Raw genomic sequence first — 21,918 nt, 5'->3', positions numbered from 1 at the left:
CGGTGGGAGTTATTCTTTTTTGTAACGCCGGAGCTGACATGAAAACCAAACTGAACGAACTGCTGGAATTCCCAACGCCTTTTACCTACAAGGTGATGGGCCTGGCGAAACCGGAGCTGGTTGATCAGGTGGTCGAAGTGGTACAGCGCCATGCGCCTGGTGACTACTCTCCGCAGATAAAACCGAGCAGCAAAGGCAATTACCACTCGGTATCCATCACCATTACCGCCACTCATATTGAGCAGGTCGAAACGCTGTACGAAGAACTGGGCAATATCGACATTGTTAGAATGGTGCTGTAAGTCATTCAGTTACCCGACGTCCGTCGGGTAACTCATTCCTCGCTATGATATAATCCCCGGCATCCCGACACTGCTTTTCCCGGAGATCCCGTTTTGTCTCAGGACACCATCCTTATTCGCCGCCTCGGTTTACAGCCTTATGAAGCTGTCTCCCGGGCGATGCACGAGTTTACCGATACCCGTGATGAAAACACGCCGGATGAGATCTGGCTGGTTGAACATTTTCCGGTTTTTACCCAGGGTCAGGCTGGTAAAGCTGAACATCTGCTGGTGCCCGGTGATATTCCGGTGATCCAGAGCGACAGAGGCGGCCAGGTGACCTATCACGGGCCAGGGCAACAAATCATGTACGTTCTGCTCAACCTGAAGCGCCGCAAGACAGGTGTGCGCGAACTGGTGACGTTACTTGAGCAAACGGTGGTTAATACGCTGGCGCAATTTGCCATTGAGGCCCATGCCCGCGCCGATGCGCCAGGGGTGTACGTTGGCGAGAAAAAGATTTGCTCGCTCGGTCTGCGCATACGTAAAGGCTGTTCATTTCATGGCCTCGCGCTGAATATTGCCATGGATCTCTCGCCTTTTTTACGCATAAACCCTTGTGGCTACGCCGGGATGGAAATGACGCAAATGTGTGAGTGGGTGAAGGATGCCAGCACTGATTCTATTTCGCCCGTATTAGTCAGCCATTTTTTAGCGCTGCTAAACAATCCGCAGCATGAATATATTCCTACTTAACTGGTTAAGCGCGGCGGGGCGTTAATTTGGCGTCCGCCCCCGCTTTATCCCCTTTTTTCTTTACAACCTCCTGAACTTTCTATATTTTCATTTCGCTTGTTTTGCTTTAATTATGAATGAGTTGGCAAAGAGAAGAGCGCGGCGATTTTTTTACGCGGGGAAGATGTGTCGTACTGAAACGAAGGTAACTTTTTAATAATTAAGATAAAGATCATTCTCCCTCGCGATAATTGAGACGATAATAACAAAAAATTTGCATCAACTATCATTCATATTGTGGATGAAAAATGGAGCCTAAGCGTGGATTACAACGATCTGCCAGAAAAACGAATAAAACCATTGCGTGAGGACGATAACCCGCAAATTTTTCGCACGCTCCGCAATATTGACCTCAATTTATTGACTATTTTTGAGGCAGTTTATGTGCATAAAGGGATTGTTAACGCAGCCAAAATTCTGAACCTGACGCCTTCGGCTATTAGCCAGTCGATTCAGAAGCTGAGAGCGATATTTCCCGACCCGCTTTTTATTCGTAAAGGTCAGGGCGTCACGCCGACCGCTTATGCCAGCCATCTTCATGAGTATATTAGTCAGGGCATGGAGTCGATTCTGGGGGCACTCGATTTAACCGGCAGCTATGATAAACAGCGCACCATTACCATAGCCACCTCCTCTTCTGTAGGCGCGCTGGTCATGCCGACCATTTATAAAGCGGTGCGGGACGAATTTCCTCAGTTGCTACTGCGCAACATTCCGGTGACCGACGCCATCAATAAACTCAGTCAGTTTCAGGCAGACCTGGTTATCGACAGCTACGTGATCACTGCCCGCGCTCTGGCTCACCATGTGCTTTACACTGACAAACTGGTTTTAGTCTGCCGCAAGGGGCATCCGGCGCTGGCGCAGCCATTGAATGCCGATACGCTACGGCAATACGAGCATACACTGCTGATGGTAGATGGTCAGAGTCACAGCGACCTGCGTAAACGCATTTTTGAACTCTTTCCGGACCGGCAAGTCAGTTTTAGCAGTTATAATTTGTTCACTATCGCGGCACTGCTTGCTGACAGCGACCTTATTGGTCTGATGCCGGCGCGTATTCATGCGCTATTCGCTTCCTGCTGGCCACTCTGTACGCTGGATTACCCGCCGCTAAATGAGGAGCTCATTGATTTTTCATTACACTACAATAAACTGAGCCTGCGCGATCCTGTTTTGCAGAACGTGATTAAAGTGATTCGTCAGGCATTCTGATCTTTCTTGGTTAAAAAACATCGTCAAGTTTCGCCAGGGCATGTGAACAAAAACAACAACTATTTCACAAATAGCTGTCCTGGCAGGCTGCTTTCCTCCCTTCATCAATGGTATACTGCGTGGAGTTCATTCAAAAATAGTTGATAAATACGACATTTCATTGAATAGAAACGCTTTCCCCCGTTATCCGCAACTGGAACACGCATGCTATGAGTAAACCCATTGTGATGGAACGCGGCGTTAAGTACCGCGACGCCGATAAAATGGCCCTTATCCCGGTTAAAAACGTCGCTACCGAGCGCACGGAGATGTTGAGAAAACCGGAATGGATGAAAATTAAGCTTCCGGCTGACTCCTCCCGCATCCAGGGTATCAAAGCGGCAATGCGCAAAAACGGTTTACATTCCGTCTGCGAAGAGGCCTCCTGCCCTAACCTGGCGGAATGTTTCAACCACGGTACCGCCACCTTTATGATCCTCGGTGCAATCTGTACCCGTCGTTGTCCATTCTGCGACGTGGCTCACGGTCGTCCGGTCACGCCGGATGCGGGTGAACCGCAGAAACTGGCGCAGACGATTGCCGATATGGCGCTGCGTTATGTGGTGATCACCTCGGTGGATCGTGATGATTTGCGCGATGGTGGTGCTCAACACTTTGCCGATTGCATTACGGCTATCCGTGAAAAAAGCCCCTCTATTCGTATCGAAACGCTGGTTCCGGATTTCCGTGGCCGTATGGATCGTGCGCTGGAGATCCTCAACGCCACGCCGCCGGATGTGTTCAACCATAATCTGGAAAACGTGCCGCGCGTGTATCGCCAGGTACGTCCCGGCGCGGATTACAACTGGTCACTGAAGCTGCTGGAGCGTTTTAAAGAAGCGCACCCGGAAATCCCGACTAAATCCGGCCTGATGGTTGGTCTTGGTGAAACCAATGCCGAAATTATTGAGGTCATGCGCGATTTACGTCGCCACGGGGTCACTATGCTGACGCTGGGTCAATATCTGCAGCCCAGCCGTCATCACCTGCCGGTGCAGCGTTATGTGAGCCCCGATGAATTTGATGAGATGAAAGCCGAAGCGCTGGCAATGGGCTTTACCCATGCCGCCTGTGGTCCGTTTGTTCGTTCGTCCTACCACGCTGATCTGCAGGCGAAAGGGATTGAAGTGAAATAAGCGAGATACAACCGCTTACATTTGCCATAAAAAAACCGGCCATCTGATGTGCCGGTTTTTTTGCAAGTCTTCGCGTTGCCGTTACTCTTTATGCGTGATCCGTTCTGCCGGAATATCACTTTCCGCGCTTTTCTTCGCAGCAGCATCGTCGTCATTCATGGCTTTCTTGAAGCCCTTGATTGCCGTGCCCAGGTCGCCGCCCAGCGTACGTAGTTTCTTCGTACCAAACACCAGAATAATCAGTGCTGCCACGACCAGCAGTTTGGTAATACTTATCTCACCCATAGATACCTTCTTCAAAAAAACAGGCTGCATAATACGCCACAAAAACCAGAGTCTATTAACGGACATTTGCAGCGCAGACACAATAGCAATCTGTAACAAGGTGAATCAAGCATTGTTTAAAAAAACGTCACAATAGTTGCGGCGGCGCAAATTTACGGTTGCGTAATACCGGAAGTTTTTCGCGAAACTGTTGCAGCGCAGCCGGGTCTGCCTCCGCCATGATGAGCTGAGGAGTATCGTCGGCCCCCGCGAGTGTCATGCCGGAGGGGCTGATGATTCGACTCTGGCCGATGTTTTTGTTACCGCACTCACCGGCCGCCACGATATAACAGGTTGTATCCAGCGCTCTCGCGGCCAATAACGTTGCCCAGTGATGTTCCTTCAGCGGGCCACGTACCCAGGCGGCTGGCAGGACCAGGATCTCCGCTCCCTGTAAGGCATGGGCGATAGCCAGCTCAGGAAAGCGCAGGTCGTAGCAGGTCATTAGCCCGACCCTCATCCCCGCCACCTCAATGAGTGACGGTATAATGCTGCCTGCGTCCACCCTGCGCGACTCCTGAATGCTAAAAGCATCGTAAAGATGCAGTTTGGCGTAGCGGGCCACAATGTCCCCGCCTCGCAGTGCGACCAGCGTATTCACGGCTCTGCCCGGCCCGGAGGGAACGTGCAACGTCAGAACGGTCGTCATGGTGTTGTTTCGACTTTCAGCGCGCAGCAGGGCCAGAAACGTGCCGTCCAGCGGCTGTGCGGATTTCACCGACAAATCCGGATCGTCATCATGCCGTGCCAGCAGAGCCTCGGGTAATACCAGCAGCGCCGCGCCCTTCCCGGCTGCCTGCGCCATTAAATTCACGCACACGCGCGCATTAGTTTCAGGATGAGGCGTAACGGCAAATTGTCCTGCGGCAATAATCATATACACTCCGGTTATTCCGGTAACGCAACGCTAACGTTACACTATCGTCTTTATTATGAAATAGCAGGTAATCACCGTGTTACAAGTCCTGATAGCGGTATTTATTGGCGGGGGCACCGGCAGCGTACTGCGCTGGTGGCTGGGAATGAAATTTAACCCGCTGCATCATGCTATTCCACTGGGTACGCTAACAGCAAACCTGCTGGGAGCGTTCATTATAGGTGCAGGGCTGGCATGGTTTAATCGTCTGACGGATATTGACCCGGTCTGGAAACTACTTATTACCACTGGCTTTTGCGGTGGCCTGACGACCTTTTCGACGTTTTCTGCCGAAGTCGTTTTTCTGCTTCAGGAAGGACGCCTGAGCTGGGCGCTGGTAAACATAGCCGTCAACCTGCTGGGTTCTTTTGCTATGACTGCTCTGGCTTTCTGGTTGTTTTCCACGGTAGCAAGCCGCTGAGATTCGCAGAATGAAAAAAACCCGCTCATGAGCGGGTTTTGAATTCGTGCTGTCGTTGAACTTACAGAGCAGTTACGTTTGCAGCAGAAGGGCCTTTGGCACCGTTAGTGATTTCGAACTCTACACGCTGACCTTCAGCCAGAGTTTTGAAACCATTGGTCTGGATAGCGGAGAAGTGTACGAACACATCTTTGCTACCATCTTCAGGAGTAATGAAACCGAATCCTTTGGACTCATTAAACCACTTAACGTTACCTTTAATCTTAGACATCAAAATTACCTTTACATGAAAAAAGGACACAAATGCTGTGTCGGCTACCAGTACAACAATTGTGATGCCATTTGTCCAGTCCAGGCATGCGAAAAAGTGATAAAAAGCGCTAACTTTTTTAAGCGCATCACATAATTCGCCCTTTTTCGCTCAGTAACACGATTACACACGTGGTTAACAATTTTTACCGAACTTAAAACTGAAAACGCAGCCACGCAAAGTAGACATTGCCGTTATTGTAGGTGCCGGGAATATACGTCATCTGGAAGGTCGCCGGGCCATAGCCGACCGATGCCAGCGGCAGCAGCACCGGTACGGGAATGTAATACCAGTTATCGCGCGCCGTCGCCCCCACGGTATAGCCCAACCCCAGCCTGAAGTTATCATCCGTCAGTGGTCGCCAGGTTTTCTCCCAGCCGTAGCCGCCGATAGGTTCAATCTTGTTATTCGAATCTTTGAATGCCATAAAATAGAGGCCGTGCCAGTTGCCCTTCTCGTCCCAGCGTGACTGGCCAAACCCCGCCCCCCAGGGACGTTCGTTATAACGATCGGTTTTCTCTTTGTCATAGGCAAAACGCGCATGCCAGGTGATCGCCGGAATATACAGATCGTAATGCTGCGGCTCTTGCCAGGTGGTGGCAACGTTATCGCTGAGGATATTATACCCATCGCGCATCATAGCGCCGATGGGTGCTGCCGAAGCCACCGGCAGGATAAAAAACAGGATAAAAACAAGATTTTTAAAATATTTCACGTTAATAATCACTCTATTCAATTGCCCGGCAAACTAACACAAGATAGCTAAATAAAGGTTTAACGAAAGCAGATAGTTCTCTAATTATTACTATAGTGCGCCCTCACGAGCGCACACAGTTTATTTCGCCCGATGCAGCAATTTATATACTGCCGGGATCACCAACATAGAAAGCAATGGCGCGGTGATCATGCCACCAATCATCGGCGCGGCGATGCGGCTCATTACCTCTGAGCCTGCGCCGCTGCCCCACATGACCGGCAGTAAACCGGTCATAATAGTGGCGACCGTCATCACCTTGGGGCGTACCCGCAATACCGCGCCTTCATGGATGGCACGCAACAGCGTGGTATTTCCTCCACCAGGTTCAAGACGCCGATATTTCTCAATAGCATGATTCAGATACAGCACCATAATGACGCCGAATTCCGCAGCCACCCCTGCCAGCGCAATAAACCCGACCGCCCCGGCCACCGACAGATTATACCCCAGCAGCCACAGTAACCAGACTCCGCCAATAAGTGAAAAGGGTAGCGTGCCCATTATTAGCAGAACGTCGGAAATACGTCTGAACGTCAGCCATAACAGCACGAAAATAATCATTAGCGTCACCGGAAGGACTATTTTCAGCTTCGCGGTGGCGCGCTCCAGATATTCAAACTGCCCCGACCAGGAAAGTGAGACCCCCTGAGGAAGTTTGACTTGCCGGGCCACCTGCTGCTGCATCTCATCGACGGCTGATTTTAAATCCCGCCCACGTAGATCAACATAGATCCAGTTCGACAAACGGGCATTTTCGCTTTTCAGCATTGGCGGGCCTTCGTTGATCGCAATCTCTGCCAGCTCACCCAGCGCGATTTGTCCGCCGCTGGCGGTAAGCACCGGCAGGTTACGGAGTTTATCAACGTTATCACGCAGCTCACGCGGATAGCGTACATTGATGGGATAACGCTCGCGCCCTTCAATGGTTTGTCCGATATTATCGCCGCCTACAAGCGTAGCCACCAGCGATTGCAACTCCTGTACCGAGACGCCATAGCGTGCCGCCGCCAGACGGTTGATGTTAATATCCACATAGCGTCCGCCGGATAACCGCTCGGCCAGCGCCGATGTCACGCCAGGCACCCCTTTTACCACGCCCTCAATCTGCCGGGCGACACGCTCAATATCAGCGATATTATTGCCGTTCACCTTAATACCTACCGGGCTTTTGATCCCCGTCGCCAGCATGTCGAGACGGTTACGGATCGGCGGCACCCAGACGTTGGCAATGCCCGGAATAGTCACCGTGCGATCAAGCTCAGCCACCAGCTTGTCGGGCGTCATACCGCTACGCCACTGGTCGCGGGGTTTAAAACGAATCGTGGTTTCCAGCATCGTTAACGGCGCAGGGTCGGTAGCCGATTCCGCGCGTCCGGCCTTACCGAACACGCTTTCCACTTCCGGCACGCTTTTAATCAGCCTGTCGGTCTGCTGCAACAGCCGCGTCGCCTCGCGCACAGAAATCCCCGGCAGCGTTGAGGGCATATAAAGCAAATCCCCTTCGTCCAGCGGCGGCATAAATTCACTGCCGAGGCGGCTGAGCGGCCAGAGGGTGACAATCAGCAGAACAAAGGCCAGTGCCAGCGTGGCTTTCGGCCACTGAAGAACGCGATCCAACAGCGGTTCATAGGCGCGGATCAGCCAGCGGTTAAGCGGATTGGCTTTTTCATCGGGGATCTTACCGCGAATAAAATAGCCCATCAGCACCGGCACCAGGGTGATGCCAAGCCCGGCGGCCACCGCCATTGACCAGGTTTTGGTAAACGCCAGCGGCGAAAACATTTTTCCTTCCTGGGCCTCAAGGGAGAAAACCGGAATAAACGACAGCGTAATAATCAGCAAACTACAAAACAGCGCCGGACCAACTTCCACTGCCGCCTGCTCTGAAATGCGCCAGTAGTCGGCGCTATCCGGCTGACGGCCGGGATTATCGTGCCGCCATTGCTCCAGCGTCTTATGCATGTTTTCGATCATTACAATCGCCGCATCCACCATCGCGCCAATGGCTATGGCAATGCCGCCAAGCGACATAATATTGGCGTTTACTCCCTGATAATGCATTACCACAAATGCGCCAAGGACACCCAACGGCAGTGAGACGATGGCCACCAGCGCCGAGCGGAAGTGAAACAGAAACAGCGTACAGACGGCAGCTACCACGATGAACTCTTCGAGCAGTTTATGACTGAGGGTCTCAACGGCGTGCTCAATCAGCGTCGAGCGATCGTAAACCGGCACGATTTTTACCCCGGCCGGTAACGTTTGCTGCAGCGACTTAAGTTTACTTTTTACTGCGCGGATCGTCTCCAGTGCGTTCTGCCCGTAGCGCATAACGATAATCCCGCCCGCCACTTCGCCCTCGCCGTTTAATTCCGCCACGCCACGGCGAATCTCCGGACCAGTACGCACATCTGCTACATCAGAGAGCATCACTGGCACCCCCTCCCGACTGGCGATCACGACCTGGCGGAACGCCTGCATGCTTTGCAGATAACCGGTGGTTCGTACCATATACTCAGCTTCGCCCATCTCCAGCAGTGCGCCACCGCTCTCCTGATTCGCCGCTTTCAGTGCGTCAATCAGTTGTTGATGGGTAATATTCAGTGCCCGCATTCGCGTCGGATCGGGGATCACCTGATACTGTTTCACCATCCCGCCCACGCTTGCCACTTCAGAAACGTTGGGTACCGTTTTTAATTCGTAGCGCAGCGTCCAGTCCTGAAGCGCACGTAACTCGGCCAGGCTGTGAGCACCTGTGCTATCCACCAGCGTATATTCATATATCCATCCAACACCGGTAGCATCCGGTCCCAGCGTCACTGATACACCTTCCGGCAGTTGCGACTGAATCTGGCTTAAGTATTCCAGCACCCGCGAGCGCGCCCAGTACACATCAACCCCATCCGCAAACAGCACGTAAACATAAGCATCGCCAAACATGGAATAGCCGCGCACGGTTTTTGCCCCCGGCACCGACAGCATTGAGGTGGTCAACGGCCATGTCACCTGATCTTCAATAATCTGCGGCGCTTTGCCCGGATAGCTGGCGCGCACAATGACCTGAACATCCGAGAGATCCGGTAGCGCATCCAGCGGCGCGCGCTGGACTGCCCATAATCCCCAGATAGCCATCCCAATGGCGGCGAGGATGACCAGCAGGCGGTTGCGCAGCGAGGCACGAATAACGGCAGCAATCATTTCATCCCCTCCCCGGCCGGCATCAGGTGGACGATCGTTGCGCCCTGCGCATCATCCAGCGTAAAACTAAACATCACGCTGTCACCCACCCTGATCGCGGTGGCGGGCTGACTAAGCGTAAAGTCCATGGTCATCGCCCTCCAGTTGAGTTCAGGCACCGGCTGATGTGCAAGGGTAATGGTGTTGCCGTCCAGCGCCTGAACAACGCCCGTGGTTTCATAGGTTTTAACCGCAGCCTGTTCCGGTAGCGCACTACGCAGGCTGGCTTCAGAATCGATCAGGAACTGGCCGGAGGTGACCACCCGTTGGCCTTCCTGCAGACCGTCTACGATCTCCGTCCAGCCATCGGCGGTGGTACCGACGGTGACACTCACGGGCCTGAAGTGTCCTTTATCATCGGCCAGCAGCACGCGGGTCGTCTTCCCGGTGGCAATAATCGACTCCTCCGGTACCGCCAGCACGGCTGATCCCCGCGTCGCGGATTCACCCTTGACGGTTAAAAACATGCCGGGTTTGAGTTTTTGCTGCGGATTCTCCAGCACGATACGCGCCCGCAACGTGCGGGTGGTGGTTTCAAGCTGGGGCAACAGTTCACTCACTTTTCCGTGAAATTGCTCGCCGGGCCAGCTATCAGAAACTGCAATAACCTCGCGTCCCGGCGTTAGCAAGGCAGCCTGATGTTGTGGGTAATCAACAATCAGCCATACCGGATCGAGCGAAGCCAGTTCAAACAGTGGCGCAGTAGCGGTGACCTGTGCGCCTTCACGGGTTTCCAGTTTTGCCACAAAACCGGCCCGCTCTGCGCGCAGGGTCATGCGCGTTTGCGGCTGGCCGCTGCGTTCCAGCTCACGAATAATGGCCGCAGGCATAAACTGCAAACCCAGCCGCTCGCGCGCGGCGCGGGTCAGGGCGGCATCGCCAAGCTGCCGTATCGCCAGATATTCCTGCTGCGCCACCGTCCAGTCTGGTATCCACAACCGTGCCAGCGGCTCGCCCGCTTTTACCCACTGTTGCGGCGCACGCACATACAGTTTTTCCACCACCCCGGAGGCGGGGGACGGGATGATACGCAGACTACGTTCGTCGGTGGTGACGGTGGCAAACGCGGAGAAATCCGCCGTTAGTTGCCGTTTTTCGACCATCGCGACTTTCATACCGAGATTCTGCTGCTGCTGGGCGCTGATCGTCACGCCGCCTTCGGCGGGGGCTTCATCGGCATAGCGGGCCACCAGCGGCATATCCATAAACGGCGACTTGCCGGGTTTATCAAAACGTCGGTCGGGAACCATAGGATCGTACCAGTAGAGCACTTTTCGTTCTGTCTGCGCTGCGGGTTGCGCATCAGAGGGTGATGCTTTTTTCCCTGCGTAATATCCCGCGCCGGAGGCGAAAGCGGCGAGGATTAGCGCCGCCAGTATTCCTTTTTTCATTGTGTTATCTCCTGAGGGATCAACCAGCGGATCGCCGCCCAGTTACGGGCAACCTCTTTTTCCGCTTTATTGGCGGCCAGTTCGCTGGTAAGCAGGTCGCGACGCGCTGACAGCAGTGCAGAAAGCGATGATTGCCCGGCGTGATACTGTGCGGTTAACAACGCCAGCCGGCGCTGCTGTAAGGGGAGAATGTCATCACGCTGGCGCAACCAGAGGGTTTGCGCCGCCTGATACCCGGCAATCAGCGCGCTAAGTTGGGCGGTATGTTCCCGCACGGTCTGCGCCATGCGATCGTTCGCTTGCATCGAAAGCGCCACATCTGCGGCATGATCGTTATCCTGACGGCGCGACTGGAACAACGGCAGGTCCACGGTAAACATCACTCCGGCCATATCGTCGTATCCTTCGGCACGGTGGGCGTAGTACAGCTCCACCTCGACATCCGGAATAGCCGCAATCGCCGACTGTGCCGAGCGTGATGTGGCGGTATCCGCCTCGCGGGCGGCGGCGATCACTTCCGGATGCAGCGTAATGCCCTCCAGAAGCGATTTTTCATCGGCGGGTAAACGCTGATAAGGCGGGAGCGCCCCGGCGATGGCCGTCACCGGCTCGCCGGTGAGCTGCACTAATTGGGCGCGGGCAAGCTGCACGTCGCGTTCCGCCAGCGTGACCTCATCGCGCATCGCACTGAGCGTCATTTGTAGCGCCGGTACGCTATCGGGCATCGCGCCACCGGTACCGACGCTCACCGTTTGCGCCGACTGCTGGCGGGTAGTTTCCGCCACCACCCGCTGCGCCGTCGCCAATGCCTTTTCTGACAGCGCCAGATCCAGCCACGCCCGGGCAGCGTCGCGCTGAAGCGCTGCCTCAATCGCCGCTGACTGGGCCGTCACGCTTTGCGCCTGCGCCTCCAGGGTCAGCGCCTTGCGTTCACGCTTCTCGCTGCTGACATAGCGCTGCATCACACCAATGCGCTGCATCGTCATGCCTTCGCGGGTAAAGCGGCGATCGTTACTGCCCTGCACGGGCAGGTTTTCAATACCAAATTTCAGCTTAGGGTCCGGCAATTCGCGGGCAGAAGTCGCCATCGACGTCAGCGCGCGGGCTTCGTTATGACTGGCGGAAAGTCCGGCATAATCGCGCCGGGCAGCGGCCTGGGTTTGCGCGAGGGTCCACGACTCTGCCAGGGCAGTGACGTGAACCAGACCGAGCAAGACCCCGCCGAGCCACAGGCTCAGCGCAGGGATTTTCATATGGCCTCCGGATCAGCGCAGCGCGGTCAGTGAAACAATCTGGTAGCATGCCTCACCCTGCACAAAAGTGAAATCGACGTTATCACCGGGATGCAGTGAGGTACCTTCGCCACTGGACGGCAGGGCAAACTGCATGGTCATGGGCGGCCAGTGAAGATCGGTAATCGCCTGATGCGCGATAGTCACCGTTTGAGGGGTAATTTTTTTGATGATGCCCTGGGCGTGATACACCGGACCTGCGGCGGCGGCATGCTGATGATCGTGCGCCTGCGCACTGAGAAGGGACAAACCGAGCAGCACGCCAGCCAGCGCGCGGAAAAAAATAGACATAGCAACTCCTGATAATCGTGAATTTAAGATAAAAAATTACGTGTTATCAGTTGCTTACTCTCTAAAGCGGCAGAAACGGATGGTGGCGGGAGGACCAACCGCGGGTGGCGTTAACGACCACTCGCCGTACGGCGCGGTCTGACACGGCAGCGGTGTCACCGCAAGCACGATCGCGACTGGCAGCGCAACCAGCGGCGGATGATCGATTTTTTGCGCCGTGTCAGGAATGCAATGTTTATCACACAGCGGTGCTTTCGCGACCTGGGAATGCGTCATCTGGTGATCAAGATGCTGCATCATGACCGTTTCACCCTGTGGGGTAATGGCACAATCATGTGATGCAAGCGCCATCTGGCTCTGGAGCAGCAGCCAGCCAAACGCCAGTAAAAGCATCAGCAGATGCTTTTTCACAAAGCGCAGACGGTTGCTCCAGCAGGCGTGCATATCATTTCACAAATCAATGAATGGTGAGGCGAGTATACGCAGCCTGCTTTTTTAAATTAAAGCAATTTTTAGCTTATTTACGTTTCGATTTAATTAAGACCACATTTCAACCAATATTAACTTTTATTTAGCATATCAATATCATATTTGCAGCATATGCATATTCACAAAATGAATATTTCATCTGCCACTGACGACACGAATGAATTATACTCACCGCGCTTTCTAATCACGCGTTTATTGATTTTTATCAGCACATTTCGTCCATTTTTTCGGCACATTTCCCGCAGATTATTTACATATTACTGTTCAGGCAGGATTTTCTCTGGGTTACCACGTCACAGGTGATAATAATGTTAACGTTTATTGAACTCCTTATCGGAGTAGTGGTGATTGTCGGCGTCGCCCGATACATCATCAAAGGTTATTCTGCTACCGGCGTACTGTTTGTCGGTGGCCTGTTGTTGCTGATCCTCAGCGCCATTCTGGGACATCAAATTTTACCCGCAGCTAATCCCAGCACGGGCTATTCCGCTACCGATATCGTCGAATATATCAAAATCCTGTTGATGAGCCGGGGTGGCGACCTCGGGATGATGATCATGATGCTGTGCGGATTTGCCGCCTACATGACGCATATTGGTGCCAATGATATGGTGGTTAAGCTGGCCTCTAAACCGCTACGCTATATCAACTCCCCCTATATTTTAATGATTGCCGCCTATTTCGTTGCCTGCCTGATGTCGCTTGCCGTCTCCTCTGCCACCGGGCTGGGTGTGCTGCTGATGGCAACACTGTTCCCGGTGATGGTCAACGTTGGCATTAGCCGCGGTGCTGCCGCCGCTATTTGCGCCTCTCCGGCCGCGATTATTCTCTCTCCGACCTCGGGTGACGTAGTACTGGCGGCAAAAGCCGCCGAAATGCCGCTGATTGATTTTGCCTTTAAAACCACGCTTCCTATTTCGATCGCTGCCATTATCAGTATGGCGATTGCCCATTTCTTCTGGCAGCGTTATCTGGATAAGAAAGAGCACATCACTCACGAGATGCTTGATGTCAACGAAATTACCACCACCGCCCCGTCCTTCTACGCCATTCTGCCGTTTACACCGATTATCGGCGTACTGATTTTCGACGGTAAATGGGGGCCGGAACTGCATATTATCGCCATTCTGGTGATCTGCATGCTGCTGGCGGCGGTACTGGAATTCCTGCGCGGCTTTAATATTCAGAAGGTCTTCTCCGGGCTGGATGTTGCCTGGCGCGGTATGGCGGATGCCTTTGCCAGCGTGGTCATGCTGCTGGTCGCTGCGGGCGTGTTTGCACAGGGGCTGAGCACTATCGGCTTTATTCAGAGTCTGATCTCCATTGCCACCTCCTTTGGTTCAGCCAGTATTATCCTGATGCTGGTACTGGTGGTACTCACCATGCTGGCGGCCATGACCACTGGCTCCGGTAACGCGCCTTTTTACGCCTTTGTAGAGATGATCCCCAAACTGGCGCACCAGTCAGGCATCAACCCGGCGTACCTGTCGATTCCGATGCTGCAGGCATCTAACCTCGGGCGCACCATTTCCCCGGTTTCCGGCGTCGTGGTTGCGGTGGCCGGGATGGCGAAAATTTCACCTTTTGAAGTGGTGAAACGCACGTCTGTGCCGGTTATCGTCGGTCTGATTGTGGTGATTGTGGCCACAGAAATCCTCGTTCCCGGTTTGCCCACGCCCTGATTGTTTGCCCGGCGGCGCACGTCGCCGGGCTTTTTCCCTCCCGGCACGCCTTATGCCGTCATTTTGTGCTTTAATAATCTTCAGAAATTAATTGAGTCAGACCATCAGGATCACAAATGTTCAGGAAGAGTATCGCCTGTGTCACGCTGCTGTGCGCGGCCAGCGCGGGTGCAACACCGCTTGTCGCCACCCGCTATGCTGATTTTGACCGCTACGTACTGGCGCTTTCCTGGCAGACCGGCTTTTGTCAGAGCCAGCACGACAGGCAGCGTAACGAGCCTGACGAGTGTCGTTTGCAAAAAGAGAGTGACGATAAAGCCACGTTTCTTACCGTTCACGGCCTGTGGCCGGGCCTGCCCAAATCAATAGCCTCGCGCGGCGTTGACGACCGGCGCTGGATGCGGTTTGGCTGCGCTTCACGCCCCGTCCCGAACATGCCGGAAGCCAGAGCTAACCGTAAATGCCAGGCGGCTGAGACCGGCATTTCGCTGGAAATGGCCGATAAACTTAACGGCGTCATGCCAGGCGCGGGCGGTACCTCCTGCCTGGAACGTTATGAGTATGCCAAACACGGCGTCTGCTTTGGTTTCGATCCCGATGCCTGGGTCGCCACGATGGTGCGCCTTAATCAGGAGGTCAGACAAAGCCCACTGGGCGCGTTTATCGCAGAAAACTACGGAAAAACGATTGACCGGGCGACGTTTAATTACGCTATTGCCCGCGCCTGGGGTGTCAGGAATGTCAATGCCTTTAAGCTCACCTGTAACGGTAATCCGGCTTATTTGACAGAAATTCAAATAACCATTAAATCGTCCGCCATCAACGCCCCGCTCAGCGCCACCTCTTTTCTGCCGCAGCCGCATCCCGGCAACTGTAGTCAATCGTTCGTTCTCGACGCTGTCGGTTACTGACCGTTCTCCCGCTGGCGTTCCGCTCGGCGGGTTTTCATGCTGTTTGCTTATAAGCGGATGCACGTCACATTTCAGATTTTGTGCATTAATTTTACAGTGAATGCATCATTTGTCCGCTAACTCACCTCCTTTTTCCTGACCATAATCCGCTCAGTCTTTATTAAAAGGAGTTCATCATGGCTAAGAAATTTATTGCACTGTGCGCCTGTCCCATGGGCCTTGCACACACATTTATGGCAGCTCAGGCGCTTGAAGAGGCCGCGCAGGAAGCGGGTTACGATGAGATCAAAATTGAAACTCAGGGCGCGGACGGTATTCAGAATCGGCTAACGGCACAGGATATTGCCGAGGCCGATATTATCATCCACTCCGTCGCCGTCACCCCGGAAGATAACGAACGTTTTGAGACCCGTGACGTTTATGAAATCACCCTTCAGGACGCCATTAAAAACGCGGCGGGCATTATTAAAGAAATCGAAGAATTAATTGCCGCTGAACAACAATAATCGTTTCCAGGGATACCTCTATGGCCATTAAAAAACGCAGTGCCACCGTAGCCCCCGGCTCCTCCGGGGCTGCGGCAATTAAAAACACGTCGGCCACCCGCACGAGTTTCTGGGGCGAACTGCCCCAGCATGTGATGTCGGGTATTTCGCGGATGGTTCCCACCCTGATCATGGGTGGGGTAATCCTCGCATTTTCACAGCTTATTGCTTACAGCTGGCTGCATATTCCGGCTGACACCGGCATCATGGACGCGCTTAACTCAGGCAAATTCACTGGCTTTGACCTGTCACTGCTGAAATTTGCCTGGCTGTCGCAGTCGTTTGGCGGTGTGCTGTTCGGCTTTGCCATTCCCATGTTTGCGGCATTTGTGGCGAACTCCATCGGCGGCAAGCTGGCCTTCCCGGCCGGATTTATTGGCGGCCTGATGTCCACCCAGCCGACCCAGGTGCTCAATTTCGATCCTTCAACGTTGCAATGGGTCACCACGGCACCCGTGCCTTCGACGTTTATCGGCGCGCTGATTATCTCCATCGTAGCGGGCTATCTGGTGAAGTGGATGAACCAGAAAATCCAGTTGCCGGATTTCCTGCTGGCTTTTAAAACGACTTTTCTGCTACCCATCCTTTCCGCTATTTTTGTGATGCTGGCAATGTATTATGTCATCACGCCGTTTGGCGGCTGGATCAACGGCGGTATTCGCACCCTGCTTACCGCCGCCGGAGAGAAAGGCGTGTTAATGTATGCCGCCGGTATCTCTGCCGCGACAGCCATCGACCTCGGTGGCCCGATTAATAAAGCCGCCGGTTTCGTTGCCTTCAGCTTTACAACCGATCATGTGTTGCCCGTCACTGCGCGCTCTATTGCGATTGTGATCCCGCCCATTGGCCTGGGTCTGGCAACGATCCTCGATCGCCGCTTAACCGGCAAACGTCTGTTCAATGCCCAGCTTTATCCGCAGGGTAAAACCGCCATGTTCCTCGCCTTTATGGGGATCAGCGAAGGGGCAATCCCGTTTGCGCTGGAAAGCCCAATCACCGCTATTCCATCCTATATGACTGGCGCAATAGTCGGTTCGACCACCGCAGTGTGGCTCGGGGCGGTACAGTGGTTCCCGGAATCCGCCATCTGGGCGTGGCCATTAGTCACCAACCTTGGGGTCTATATGCTCGGCATTTTAATTGGCGCGCTGATCACCGCACTGATGGTCATTTTCCTGCGCAATATGCGCTATCGCCAGGGCAAGCTGCTGATCGACTCGCTGTAAGATAAGGAGACATAGCATGACGCTGCTCGCGACACTTCGCGCCTGGCTTGAAGCACAACAGCTTGATGCGGTACTGATCTCATCAAGGCAAAACAAGCAGCCGCATTTGGGTTTTGCCACCAGCTCAGGCTATGTGCTGGTCACCCGGCACACGGCGCATATCCTGGCGGATTTTCGCTACTACGCGCAGGTAGCGGAGCAGACCAGCGGCTATCAGTTGCATCTGATGGAAAGCAGTAAGCCGATGCCGGCGATCGTTAATCAGGTTATTGCTAGAGAAAATCTTTTGCGGGTGGGTTTTGAAGGCGAGCAGGTCAGCTGGCAAACCGGCAGTCAATGGCAACAACTGCTCAATGCCACGCTGGTCACCGTCTCGCTGGATGCACTCCGGCAGGTCAAAACGCCGCAGGAAATCGCGGTCATCCGCGAAGCCTGCCGGATTGCCGATTGCAGCGCCGACCATATCCGCCGCTTTATCCAGCCGGGAATGCGCGAGCGCGAGGTCGCCGCCGAGCTGGAATGGTTTATGAAACAACAGGGGGCGGAAAAACCGTCCTTTGATACCATCGTTGCCAGCGGCCCGCGTGGTGCGCTGCCACACGGTAAAGCCTCAGAGAAGGTTATCGTGGCAGGTGAACTGATAACGCTCGATTTTGGTGCCCAATACCAGGGGTATTGTTCTGATATGACGCGCACGTTTCTGGTGGCGGGGCGCTATTCCGACCCGGAAAACATGCCGCTCTGGTCGGTTTATCACACCGTGCTTGCCGCGCAACTGGCGGCAATTGCCGCCATCCGTCCCGGCGTTGCCTGCTGCGAGGTTGATGCCGCCGCGCGCAATGTCATTACCACGGCAGGCTATGGTCCGCAATTCGGCCATAACACTGGCCATGCCATTGGTATTGATGTGCATGAAAATCCCCGGTTCTCACCCACTGACGCCACGCGCTTACAGCCCGGCATGCTATTGACAGTGGAGCCAGGTATTTATCTTGCGGGTGAAGGCGGCGTGCGCATAGAAGATGTTGTACTGGTTACGGCAGACGGCGCGGAGGTACTTTACACCCTGCCCAAAACGCTGCTGCCGACAGGAGAAGGATCATGGATGTAGCATTACTCAAAGCATTAAGCGAGGCGGACGCCATTGCCGCCGCCGAGCAGGAAGTGCGGCAAATTATCCTCGCCGAAGCAGATAAGCACGGCAAAGAGGTGCTGTTTGACGGCCTGGGTTCGGTACTTATTCGTCTGAATGAAAGCCGCGGGCCGAAGGTGATGGTCTGCGCACATATGGATGAAGTGGGCTTTATTGTGCGCAGTATTTCCGGCACCGGAGCCATTGATGTTCTGCCTGTTGGCAACGTTCGCATGGCCGCACGCGAGCTACAGACGGTACGTATCACCACCCACGACGGCCAAAAAATCAGCGGGCTACTGGAAGGAGAACGTCAGGGTAATGAGGTTGGAAAACTGCGCGTGGATATTGGCGCGCGCAGCGCTGAAGAGGTGGAAAATGCCGGCATTGCGCCTGGCGATCGCGTTACTTTCGCCACCGCCTTCAGCGCCCTGCCGCGCAATCAGTTTCTGGGTAAAGCGTTTGACGACCGCCTCGGCTGTTATCTGTTGATATCACTGCTGCGCGAATTACACCACACCCTGCTGGATGCGGAAATCTGGCTGGTCGCCAGCTCCAGTGAGGAGGTCGGTCTGCGCGGGGGCCACACCGCCACCCGCAAAGTTAACCCGGACCTGGCGATTGTTCTCGACACCGCCTGCTGGGCGAAGAATTTTGACTACGGGCGTGATAACCACCGTCAAACCGGCGCAGGGCCGATGCTGGTGCTGCATGATAAATCCATGATGGCCCCGCCGAAACTGGCCGCCTGGGTAGACGATATTGCCGCTGGCGCAGCCATACCGCTTCAGCACGATATGTTCAGCAACGGCGGCACCGATGGCGGCGCAGTGCATCTGAGCGGCACCGGCGTGCCAACCATCGTGCTTGGCACGCCGACGCGACACGGCCACTGCGCCGCCTCAATTGCCGACGGTAATGATATTGCCCTTACCCACCAGCTTCTGGTGGCGCTGCTTACTCACATTAACGCCGAAACCGTAGCGCATCTGACGGATTTCAGATGCTGATTTTGCGTTTACAGGAGCCGTTATGTTAACTATCCCATTTCTCTGCCCGTTGCCGAACGGTTTGCATGCGCGTCCCGCCTGGGAACTGAAAGAGCAGTGCAGCCAGTGGCAGAGCGATATCCGCTTTATTAACCACCGGCTGAACAGTCAGGCGGATGCGAAAAGCTCGCTGGCGCTGATTGGTACCGGTACGCTCTTTAACGATAGCTGTAGCCTTGAAATCACTGGCAGCGATGAAGAACAGGCGCGCCGGGCGCTGGAAAACTATCTTGAACACCGGTTTATTGACAGTGACAGCGAGCAGCCAGTTAATGCCGCCCCGCTCGTCCAGCCGCTGCCCCGTTCGCTCTCACGGCTCAATCCCGATCTTCTCGTCGGTAACGTCCTCGCTGGCGGGATTGGCAGCGGCGTCCTGACCCTCTGGCAAAGCGACAGCCTTGAAAGTTACCGCGCCATCGCCGCCAGCCCGGAAGACAATACCCGGCTTGAGCACAGCCTCGCCGCGCTCGCCGAGCAGTTCAACCAGCAGCTTCAGGTGTTAGGCGGCGAAAGTAAAACTATCGTCAGCGCCCATTTGTCGCTAATTCAGGACGAAGAGTTTGCCAGCAACATTCGTCGTCTGATGCGGGAAAGCAGGCTGGGGCTGGCAGCGGCCATTATCGTTAACATGGAGCAGATCAGCGAAAAACTCTCCGCCTCCAGCAGTGAATATCTGCGCGAGCGGGTAAGTGACATCCGTGATATTAGCGAACAGCTCCTGCATATCACCTGGCCGGATCGGTGCAAGAAGGTCAGCCAGACGCTGACCCGGCCAACGCTGCTGATTGCCGAAGACCTGACGCCAAGCCAGTTTTTAAGTCTTGACCTTAGCCAGCTCAACGGCATGGTACTGGAAAAAACCGGGCGCACGTCACACACCTTAATTCTGGCGCGCGCCTCCTCGGTGCCAGTGCTCAGCGGTATCAGCGTGGCGCAACTTGCCCCGCTGGCAGGCCGTGAAGCGGTACTTGATGGTCAGTGCGGCGTGCTGGTCATGCAGCCTGACGAAGCAATCAAAGGCTATTATGCCATTGCGCGTCAGCTTGCCGACAATCAGGCCCGTCAGCAGGCACAGGCGGCCGCCCTTCCGGCGCTTTCTCTCGACGGCAAACGTCTCGAAGTCGCGGCCAATATCGGTAGCGCACTGGAAGCACCGGGGGCATTTTCGCTCGGCGCGGAGGGCGTGGGGCTGTTTCGCAGCGAAATGCTGTATATGGACAGGGAACGAGCGCCGGATGAACAGGAGCAGTTTGAAGCCTACCAGCAGGTACTGCTGGCCGCAAACGGCAAACCGGTAATTTTCCGCACCATGGATATCGGTGGAGACAAACCGCTTCCTTACCTGAACATTCCGCAGGAAGAGAATCCCTTCCTCGGCTATCGGGCGGTGCGTATTTATCCGGAATTTGCCGATCTTTTCCGCACACAACTGCGGGCGATTCTGCGTGCCGGGGCATTTGGCAATGCGCTGCTGATGATCCCGATGGTGCACAGCCTGGATCAGATCCTGTGGGTGAAACAGGAGCTGGAGCGGGTGCGTGCCCAGCTCCAGTCGCAGGGGCTACGCTACGCCGCCAGCCTGCCACTGGGGATCATGGTTGAGGTGCCGTCGGTCTGCTATATCATCGACCATTTCTGTGACGAGGTGGATTTTTTCAGCATCGGCTCAAACGACATGACGCAGTATTTGTACGCGGTCGATCGCAATAATCCGCGCGTCTCACCGCTGTACAACCCGATTACCCCTTCCTTCCTACGCATGCTGCGCCAGATCGTAAGCGTGGCTCATCGCCACGGCAAATGGGTGGGCATCTGCGGCGAGCTGGGCGGTGAACCGCGTTATCTGCCGCTGCTGCTCGGCATGGAGCTGGATGAGCTTAGCATGAGCGGCCCGCGCATTCCGGCAATTAAAAGTCTGCTGCGCCAGCTTGATAGCCAGGCCTGTCGTCAACTGGCCGATAACGCCTGTGAATGCCGCAGTGCCGACGACATTGAAACGCTGCTGGCGGATTTTGCCCCGCAGGAAGATGCGCGTCCGCTGCTGGCACTGGAAAATATCTGCTTTTTGGATAATCTCACGCGCAAGGAGCAGGTGATTCAGTATCTGTGCGGCAATCTGGCCGTTAACGGGCGCACCGACCGGCCGGTTGAGCTGGAGGAGGATATCTGGCAGCGGGAAGAAATCGTTACCACCGGCGTCGGTTTTGGCGTGGCGATCCCGCATACGAAATCGCCGTGGATACGCCATTCCAGCATCAGCATTGCCCGCCTGCCCGCCCCAATCGACTGGGAGTCGGAGATGGGTGAGGTCGAACTGGTGATTATGCTGACCCTGGGTGAACATGAAGCGATCAATCACGTAAAAGTATTTTCGCAACTGGCGCGTAAGCTGGTTAATAAAGCCTTTCGCGAGTCGCTGTTCTCGGCGCGCGACGCGCAGGCGATTCTTGATTTGCTCAACGCAGAACTGACGTTCTGA

General features: G+C 54.8%; 21 protein-coding genes. 12 read left to right on the top strand and 9 right to left on the bottom strand.

The annotated features are described in order from the left end of the window. The first annotated feature begins 38 nt into the window (after positions 1 to 38). The 4 genes from ybeD (at position 39) to lipA (ending at position 3,466) form a co-directional block, all read left to right on the top strand. A complete protein-coding gene (gene ybeD / locus CHU32_RS10490) occupies positions 39 to 302 on the top strand; it encodes a DUF493 family protein YbeD (RefSeq protein WP_103677429.1) in 264 nt (87 codons plus the stop codon). A gap of 93 nt (positions 303 to 395) precedes the next feature. After that, entirely contained in the window at positions 396 to 1,037 is a 642-nt protein-coding gene (gene lipB, locus CHU32_RS10485) for a lipoyl(octanoyl) transferase LipB (protein WP_103677428.1), read from the top strand. A gap of 300 nt (positions 1,038 to 1,337) precedes the next feature. Next, the gene (locus CHU32_RS10480) at positions 1,338 to 2,291 is read left to right on the top strand and encodes a YbeF family transcriptional regulator (protein WP_103677427.1); all 954 of its coding nucleotides are present in this window, start codon (positions 1,338 to 1,340) and stop codon (positions 2,289 to 2,291) included. 209 nt (positions 2,292 to 2,500) lie between these two features. Beyond that, complete coding sequence (gene lipA, locus CHU32_RS10475; RefSeq protein WP_103677426.1) at positions 2,501 to 3,466, top strand: lipoyl synthase; 966 nt, start codon at positions 2,501 to 2,503, stop codon at positions 3,464 to 3,466. Between the two features lie 81 nt (positions 3,467 to 3,547). On the opposite strand, the gene tatE is transcribed toward lipA, so the two are convergent. Together tatE and CHU32_RS10465 are read right to left on the bottom strand one after the other, a co-directional pair. Next, positions 3,548 to 3,751, bottom strand: a complete 204-nt coding sequence (tatE, locus tag CHU32_RS10470; RefSeq protein WP_103677425.1) for a twin-arginine translocase subunit TatE — start codon at positions 3,749 to 3,751, stop codon at positions 3,548 to 3,550. A 127-nt stretch (positions 3,752 to 3,878) separates the two neighbouring features. Next, positions 3,879 to 4,667 carry a deaminated glutathione amidase gene (locus tag CHU32_RS10465; RefSeq protein WP_103677424.1) on the bottom strand — a complete coding sequence of 263 codons (789 nt, stop codon included), beginning with the start codon at positions 4,665 to 4,667 and terminating at the stop codon, positions 3,879 to 3,881. A 76-nt stretch (positions 4,668 to 4,743) separates the two neighbouring features. On the opposite strand from CHU32_RS10465, the gene crcB reads away from it, so the two are divergent. Then, the gene (crcB, locus tag CHU32_RS10460) at positions 4,744 to 5,127 is read left to right on the top strand and encodes a fluoride efflux transporter CrcB (RefSeq protein ID WP_103677423.1); all 384 of its coding nucleotides are present in this window, start codon (positions 4,744 to 4,746) and stop codon (positions 5,125 to 5,127) included. A gap of 61 nt (positions 5,128 to 5,188) precedes the next feature. Here the strand turns inward: crcB and cspE are convergent, their stop codons facing one another. The 7 genes from cspE to CHU32_RS10425 form a co-directional block, all read right to left on the bottom strand. Beyond that, the gene (gene cspE, locus CHU32_RS10455; RefSeq protein WP_000034826.1) at positions 5,189 to 5,398 is read right to left on the bottom strand and encodes a transcription antiterminator/RNA stability regulator CspE; all 210 of its coding nucleotides are present in this window, start codon (positions 5,396 to 5,398) and stop codon (positions 5,189 to 5,191) included. A 193-nt stretch (positions 5,399 to 5,591) separates the two neighbouring features. Beyond that, positions 5,592 to 6,110, bottom strand: coding sequence for a lipid IV(A) palmitoyltransferase PagP (gene pagP / locus CHU32_RS10450; RefSeq protein WP_425444888.1), 519 nt, complete (start codon positions 6,108 to 6,110; stop codon positions 5,592 to 5,594). A 162-nt stretch (positions 6,111 to 6,272) separates the two neighbouring features. Then, positions 6,273 to 9,392, bottom strand: a complete 3,120-nt coding sequence (locus CHU32_RS10445) for an efflux RND transporter permease subunit (protein ID WP_103677421.1) — start codon at positions 9,390 to 9,392, stop codon at positions 6,273 to 6,275. Further along, positions 9,389 to 10,822: an efflux RND transporter periplasmic adaptor subunit gene (locus tag CHU32_RS10440; RefSeq protein ID WP_103677420.1), complete on the bottom strand. Its 1,434-nt coding sequence runs from the start codon at positions 10,820 to 10,822 to the stop codon at positions 9,389 to 9,391. Before CHU32_RS10440 ends, CHU32_RS10445 begins: the two co-directional genes overlap by 4 nt. Beyond that, positions 10,819 to 12,075 carry a TolC family protein gene (locus CHU32_RS10435; protein ID WP_103750840.1) on the bottom strand — a complete coding sequence of 419 codons (1,257 nt, stop codon included), beginning with the start codon at positions 12,073 to 12,075 and terminating at the stop codon, positions 10,819 to 10,821. Before CHU32_RS10435 ends, CHU32_RS10440 begins: the two co-directional genes overlap by 4 nt. A 12-nt stretch (positions 12,076 to 12,087) precedes the next feature. After that, positions 12,088 to 12,405: a copper-binding protein gene (locus tag CHU32_RS10430; protein ID WP_103677418.1), complete on the bottom strand. Its 318-nt coding sequence runs from the start codon at positions 12,403 to 12,405 to the stop codon at positions 12,088 to 12,090. A 54-nt stretch (positions 12,406 to 12,459) separates the two neighbouring features. Further along, positions 12,460 to 12,849 carry a hypothetical protein gene (locus CHU32_RS10425; RefSeq protein WP_103677417.1) on the bottom strand — a complete coding sequence of 130 codons (390 nt, stop codon included), beginning with the start codon at positions 12,847 to 12,849 and terminating at the stop codon, positions 12,460 to 12,462. 353 nt (positions 12,850 to 13,202) lie between these two features. On the opposite strand from CHU32_RS10425, the gene dcuC reads away from it, so the two are divergent. The 7 genes from dcuC to ptsP all read left to right on the top strand — a co-directional run bounded on the left by dcuC (position 13,203) and on the right by ptsP (position 21,918). Further along, positions 13,203 to 14,576: an anaerobic C4-dicarboxylate transporter DcuC gene (dcuC, locus tag CHU32_RS10420; RefSeq protein ID WP_103677416.1), complete on the top strand. Its 1,374-nt coding sequence runs from the start codon at positions 13,203 to 13,205 to the stop codon at positions 14,574 to 14,576. Between the two features lie 116 nt (positions 14,577 to 14,692). Continuing rightward, the gene (rna, locus tag CHU32_RS10415) at positions 14,693 to 15,487 is read left to right on the top strand and encodes a ribonuclease I (RefSeq protein ID WP_103677415.1); all 795 of its coding nucleotides are present in this window, start codon (positions 14,693 to 14,695) and stop codon (positions 15,485 to 15,487) included. Between the two features lie 176 nt (positions 15,488 to 15,663). Then, positions 15,664 to 15,993, top strand: coding sequence for a PTS fructose transporter subunit IIB (locus CHU32_RS10410; protein ID WP_103677414.1), 330 nt, complete (start codon positions 15,664 to 15,666; stop codon positions 15,991 to 15,993). A gap of 20 nt (positions 15,994 to 16,013) precedes the next feature. After that, complete coding sequence (locus CHU32_RS10405) at positions 16,014 to 17,258, top strand: PTS fructose transporter subunit IIC (RefSeq protein ID WP_103677413.1); 1,245 nt, start codon at positions 16,014 to 16,016, stop codon at positions 17,256 to 17,258. A 16-nt stretch (positions 17,259 to 17,274) separates the two neighbouring features. Next, positions 17,275 to 18,369 (top strand): aminopeptidase, encoded by a 1,095-nt coding sequence (gene ypdF, locus CHU32_RS10400; protein WP_103677412.1) that lies wholly within the window; start codon positions 17,275 to 17,277, stop codon positions 18,367 to 18,369. Continuing rightward, positions 18,360 to 19,400, top strand: a complete 1,041-nt coding sequence (ypdE, locus tag CHU32_RS10395; RefSeq protein ID WP_103750839.1) for an aminopeptidase — start codon at positions 18,360 to 18,362, stop codon at positions 19,398 to 19,400. Before ypdF ends, ypdE begins: the two co-directional genes overlap by 10 nt. Positions 19,401 to 19,422: 22 nt before the next feature. After that, positions 19,423 to 21,918, top strand: a complete 2,496-nt coding sequence (gene ptsP, locus CHU32_RS10390; protein ID WP_103677169.1) for a phosphoenolpyruvate--protein phosphotransferase — start codon at positions 19,423 to 19,425, stop codon at positions 21,916 to 21,918.

This window comes from Superficieibacter electus (genome assembly GCF_002915575.1).
Lineage (GTDB): Bacteria > Pseudomonadota > Gammaproteobacteria > Enterobacterales > Enterobacteriaceae > Superficieibacter > Superficieibacter electus.
This window is presented reverse-complemented; position numbering and strand designations above follow the sequence as displayed.

Bases quoted from the DNA above. Each gene is read 5' to 3' on its own strand.
- CHU32_RS10435 (WP_103750840.1), bottom strand. From the start codon at position 12,075: ATGAAAATCCCTGCGCTGAGCCTGTGGCTCGGCGGGGTCTTGCTCGGT.
- CHU32_RS10430 (WP_103677418.1), bottom strand. From the start codon at position 12,405: ATGTCTATTTTTTTCCGCGCGCTGGCTGGCGTGCTGCTCGGTTTGTCC.
- ypdF (WP_103677412.1), top strand. From the start codon at position 17,275: ATGACGCTGCTCGCGACACTTCGCGCCTGGCTTGAAGCACAACAGCTT.
- dcuC (WP_103677416.1), top strand. From the start codon at position 13,203: ATGTTAACGTTTATTGAACTCCTTATCGGAGTAGTGGTGATTGTCGGC.
- ptsP (WP_103677169.1), top strand. From the start codon at position 19,423: ATGTTAACTATCCCATTTCTCTGCCCGTTGCCGAACGGTTTGCATGCG.
- CHU32_RS10410 (WP_103677414.1), top strand. From the start codon at position 15,664: ATGGCTAAGAAATTTATTGCACTGTGCGCCTGTCCCATGGGCCTTGCA.
- lipA (WP_103677426.1), top strand. From the start codon at position 2,501: ATGAGTAAACCCATTGTGATGGAACGCGGCGTTAAGTACCGCGACGCC.
- cspE (WP_000034826.1), bottom strand. From the start codon at position 5,398: ATGTCTAAGATTAAAGGTAACGTTAAGTGGTTTAATGAGTCCAAAGGA.
- ybeD (WP_103677429.1), top strand. From the start codon at position 39: ATGAAAACCAAACTGAACGAACTGCTGGAATTCCCAACGCCTTTTACC.
- CHU32_RS10445 (WP_103677421.1), bottom strand. From the start codon at position 9,392: ATGATTGCTGCCGTTATTCGTGCCTCGCTGCGCAACCGCCTGCTGGTC.
- tatE (WP_103677425.1), bottom strand. From the start codon at position 3,751: ATGGGTGAGATAAGTATTACCAAACTGCTGGTCGTGGCAGCACTGATT.
- ypdE (WP_103750839.1), top strand. From the start codon at position 18,360: ATGGATGTAGCATTACTCAAAGCATTAAGCGAGGCGGACGCCATTGCC.
- rna (WP_103677415.1), top strand. From the start codon at position 14,693: ATGTTCAGGAAGAGTATCGCCTGTGTCACGCTGCTGTGCGCGGCCAGC.
- CHU32_RS10440 (WP_103677420.1), bottom strand. From the start codon at position 10,822: ATGAAAAAAGGAATACTGGCGGCGCTAATCCTCGCCGCTTTCGCCTCC.
- CHU32_RS10425 (WP_103677417.1), bottom strand. From the start codon at position 12,849: ATGCACGCCTGCTGGAGCAACCGTCTGCGCTTTGTGAAAAAGCATCTG.
- CHU32_RS10405 (WP_103677413.1), top strand. From the start codon at position 16,014: ATGGCCATTAAAAAACGCAGTGCCACCGTAGCCCCCGGCTCCTCCGGG.
- CHU32_RS10465 (WP_103677424.1), bottom strand. From the start codon at position 4,667: ATGATTATTGCCGCAGGACAATTTGCCGTTACGCCTCATCCTGAAACT.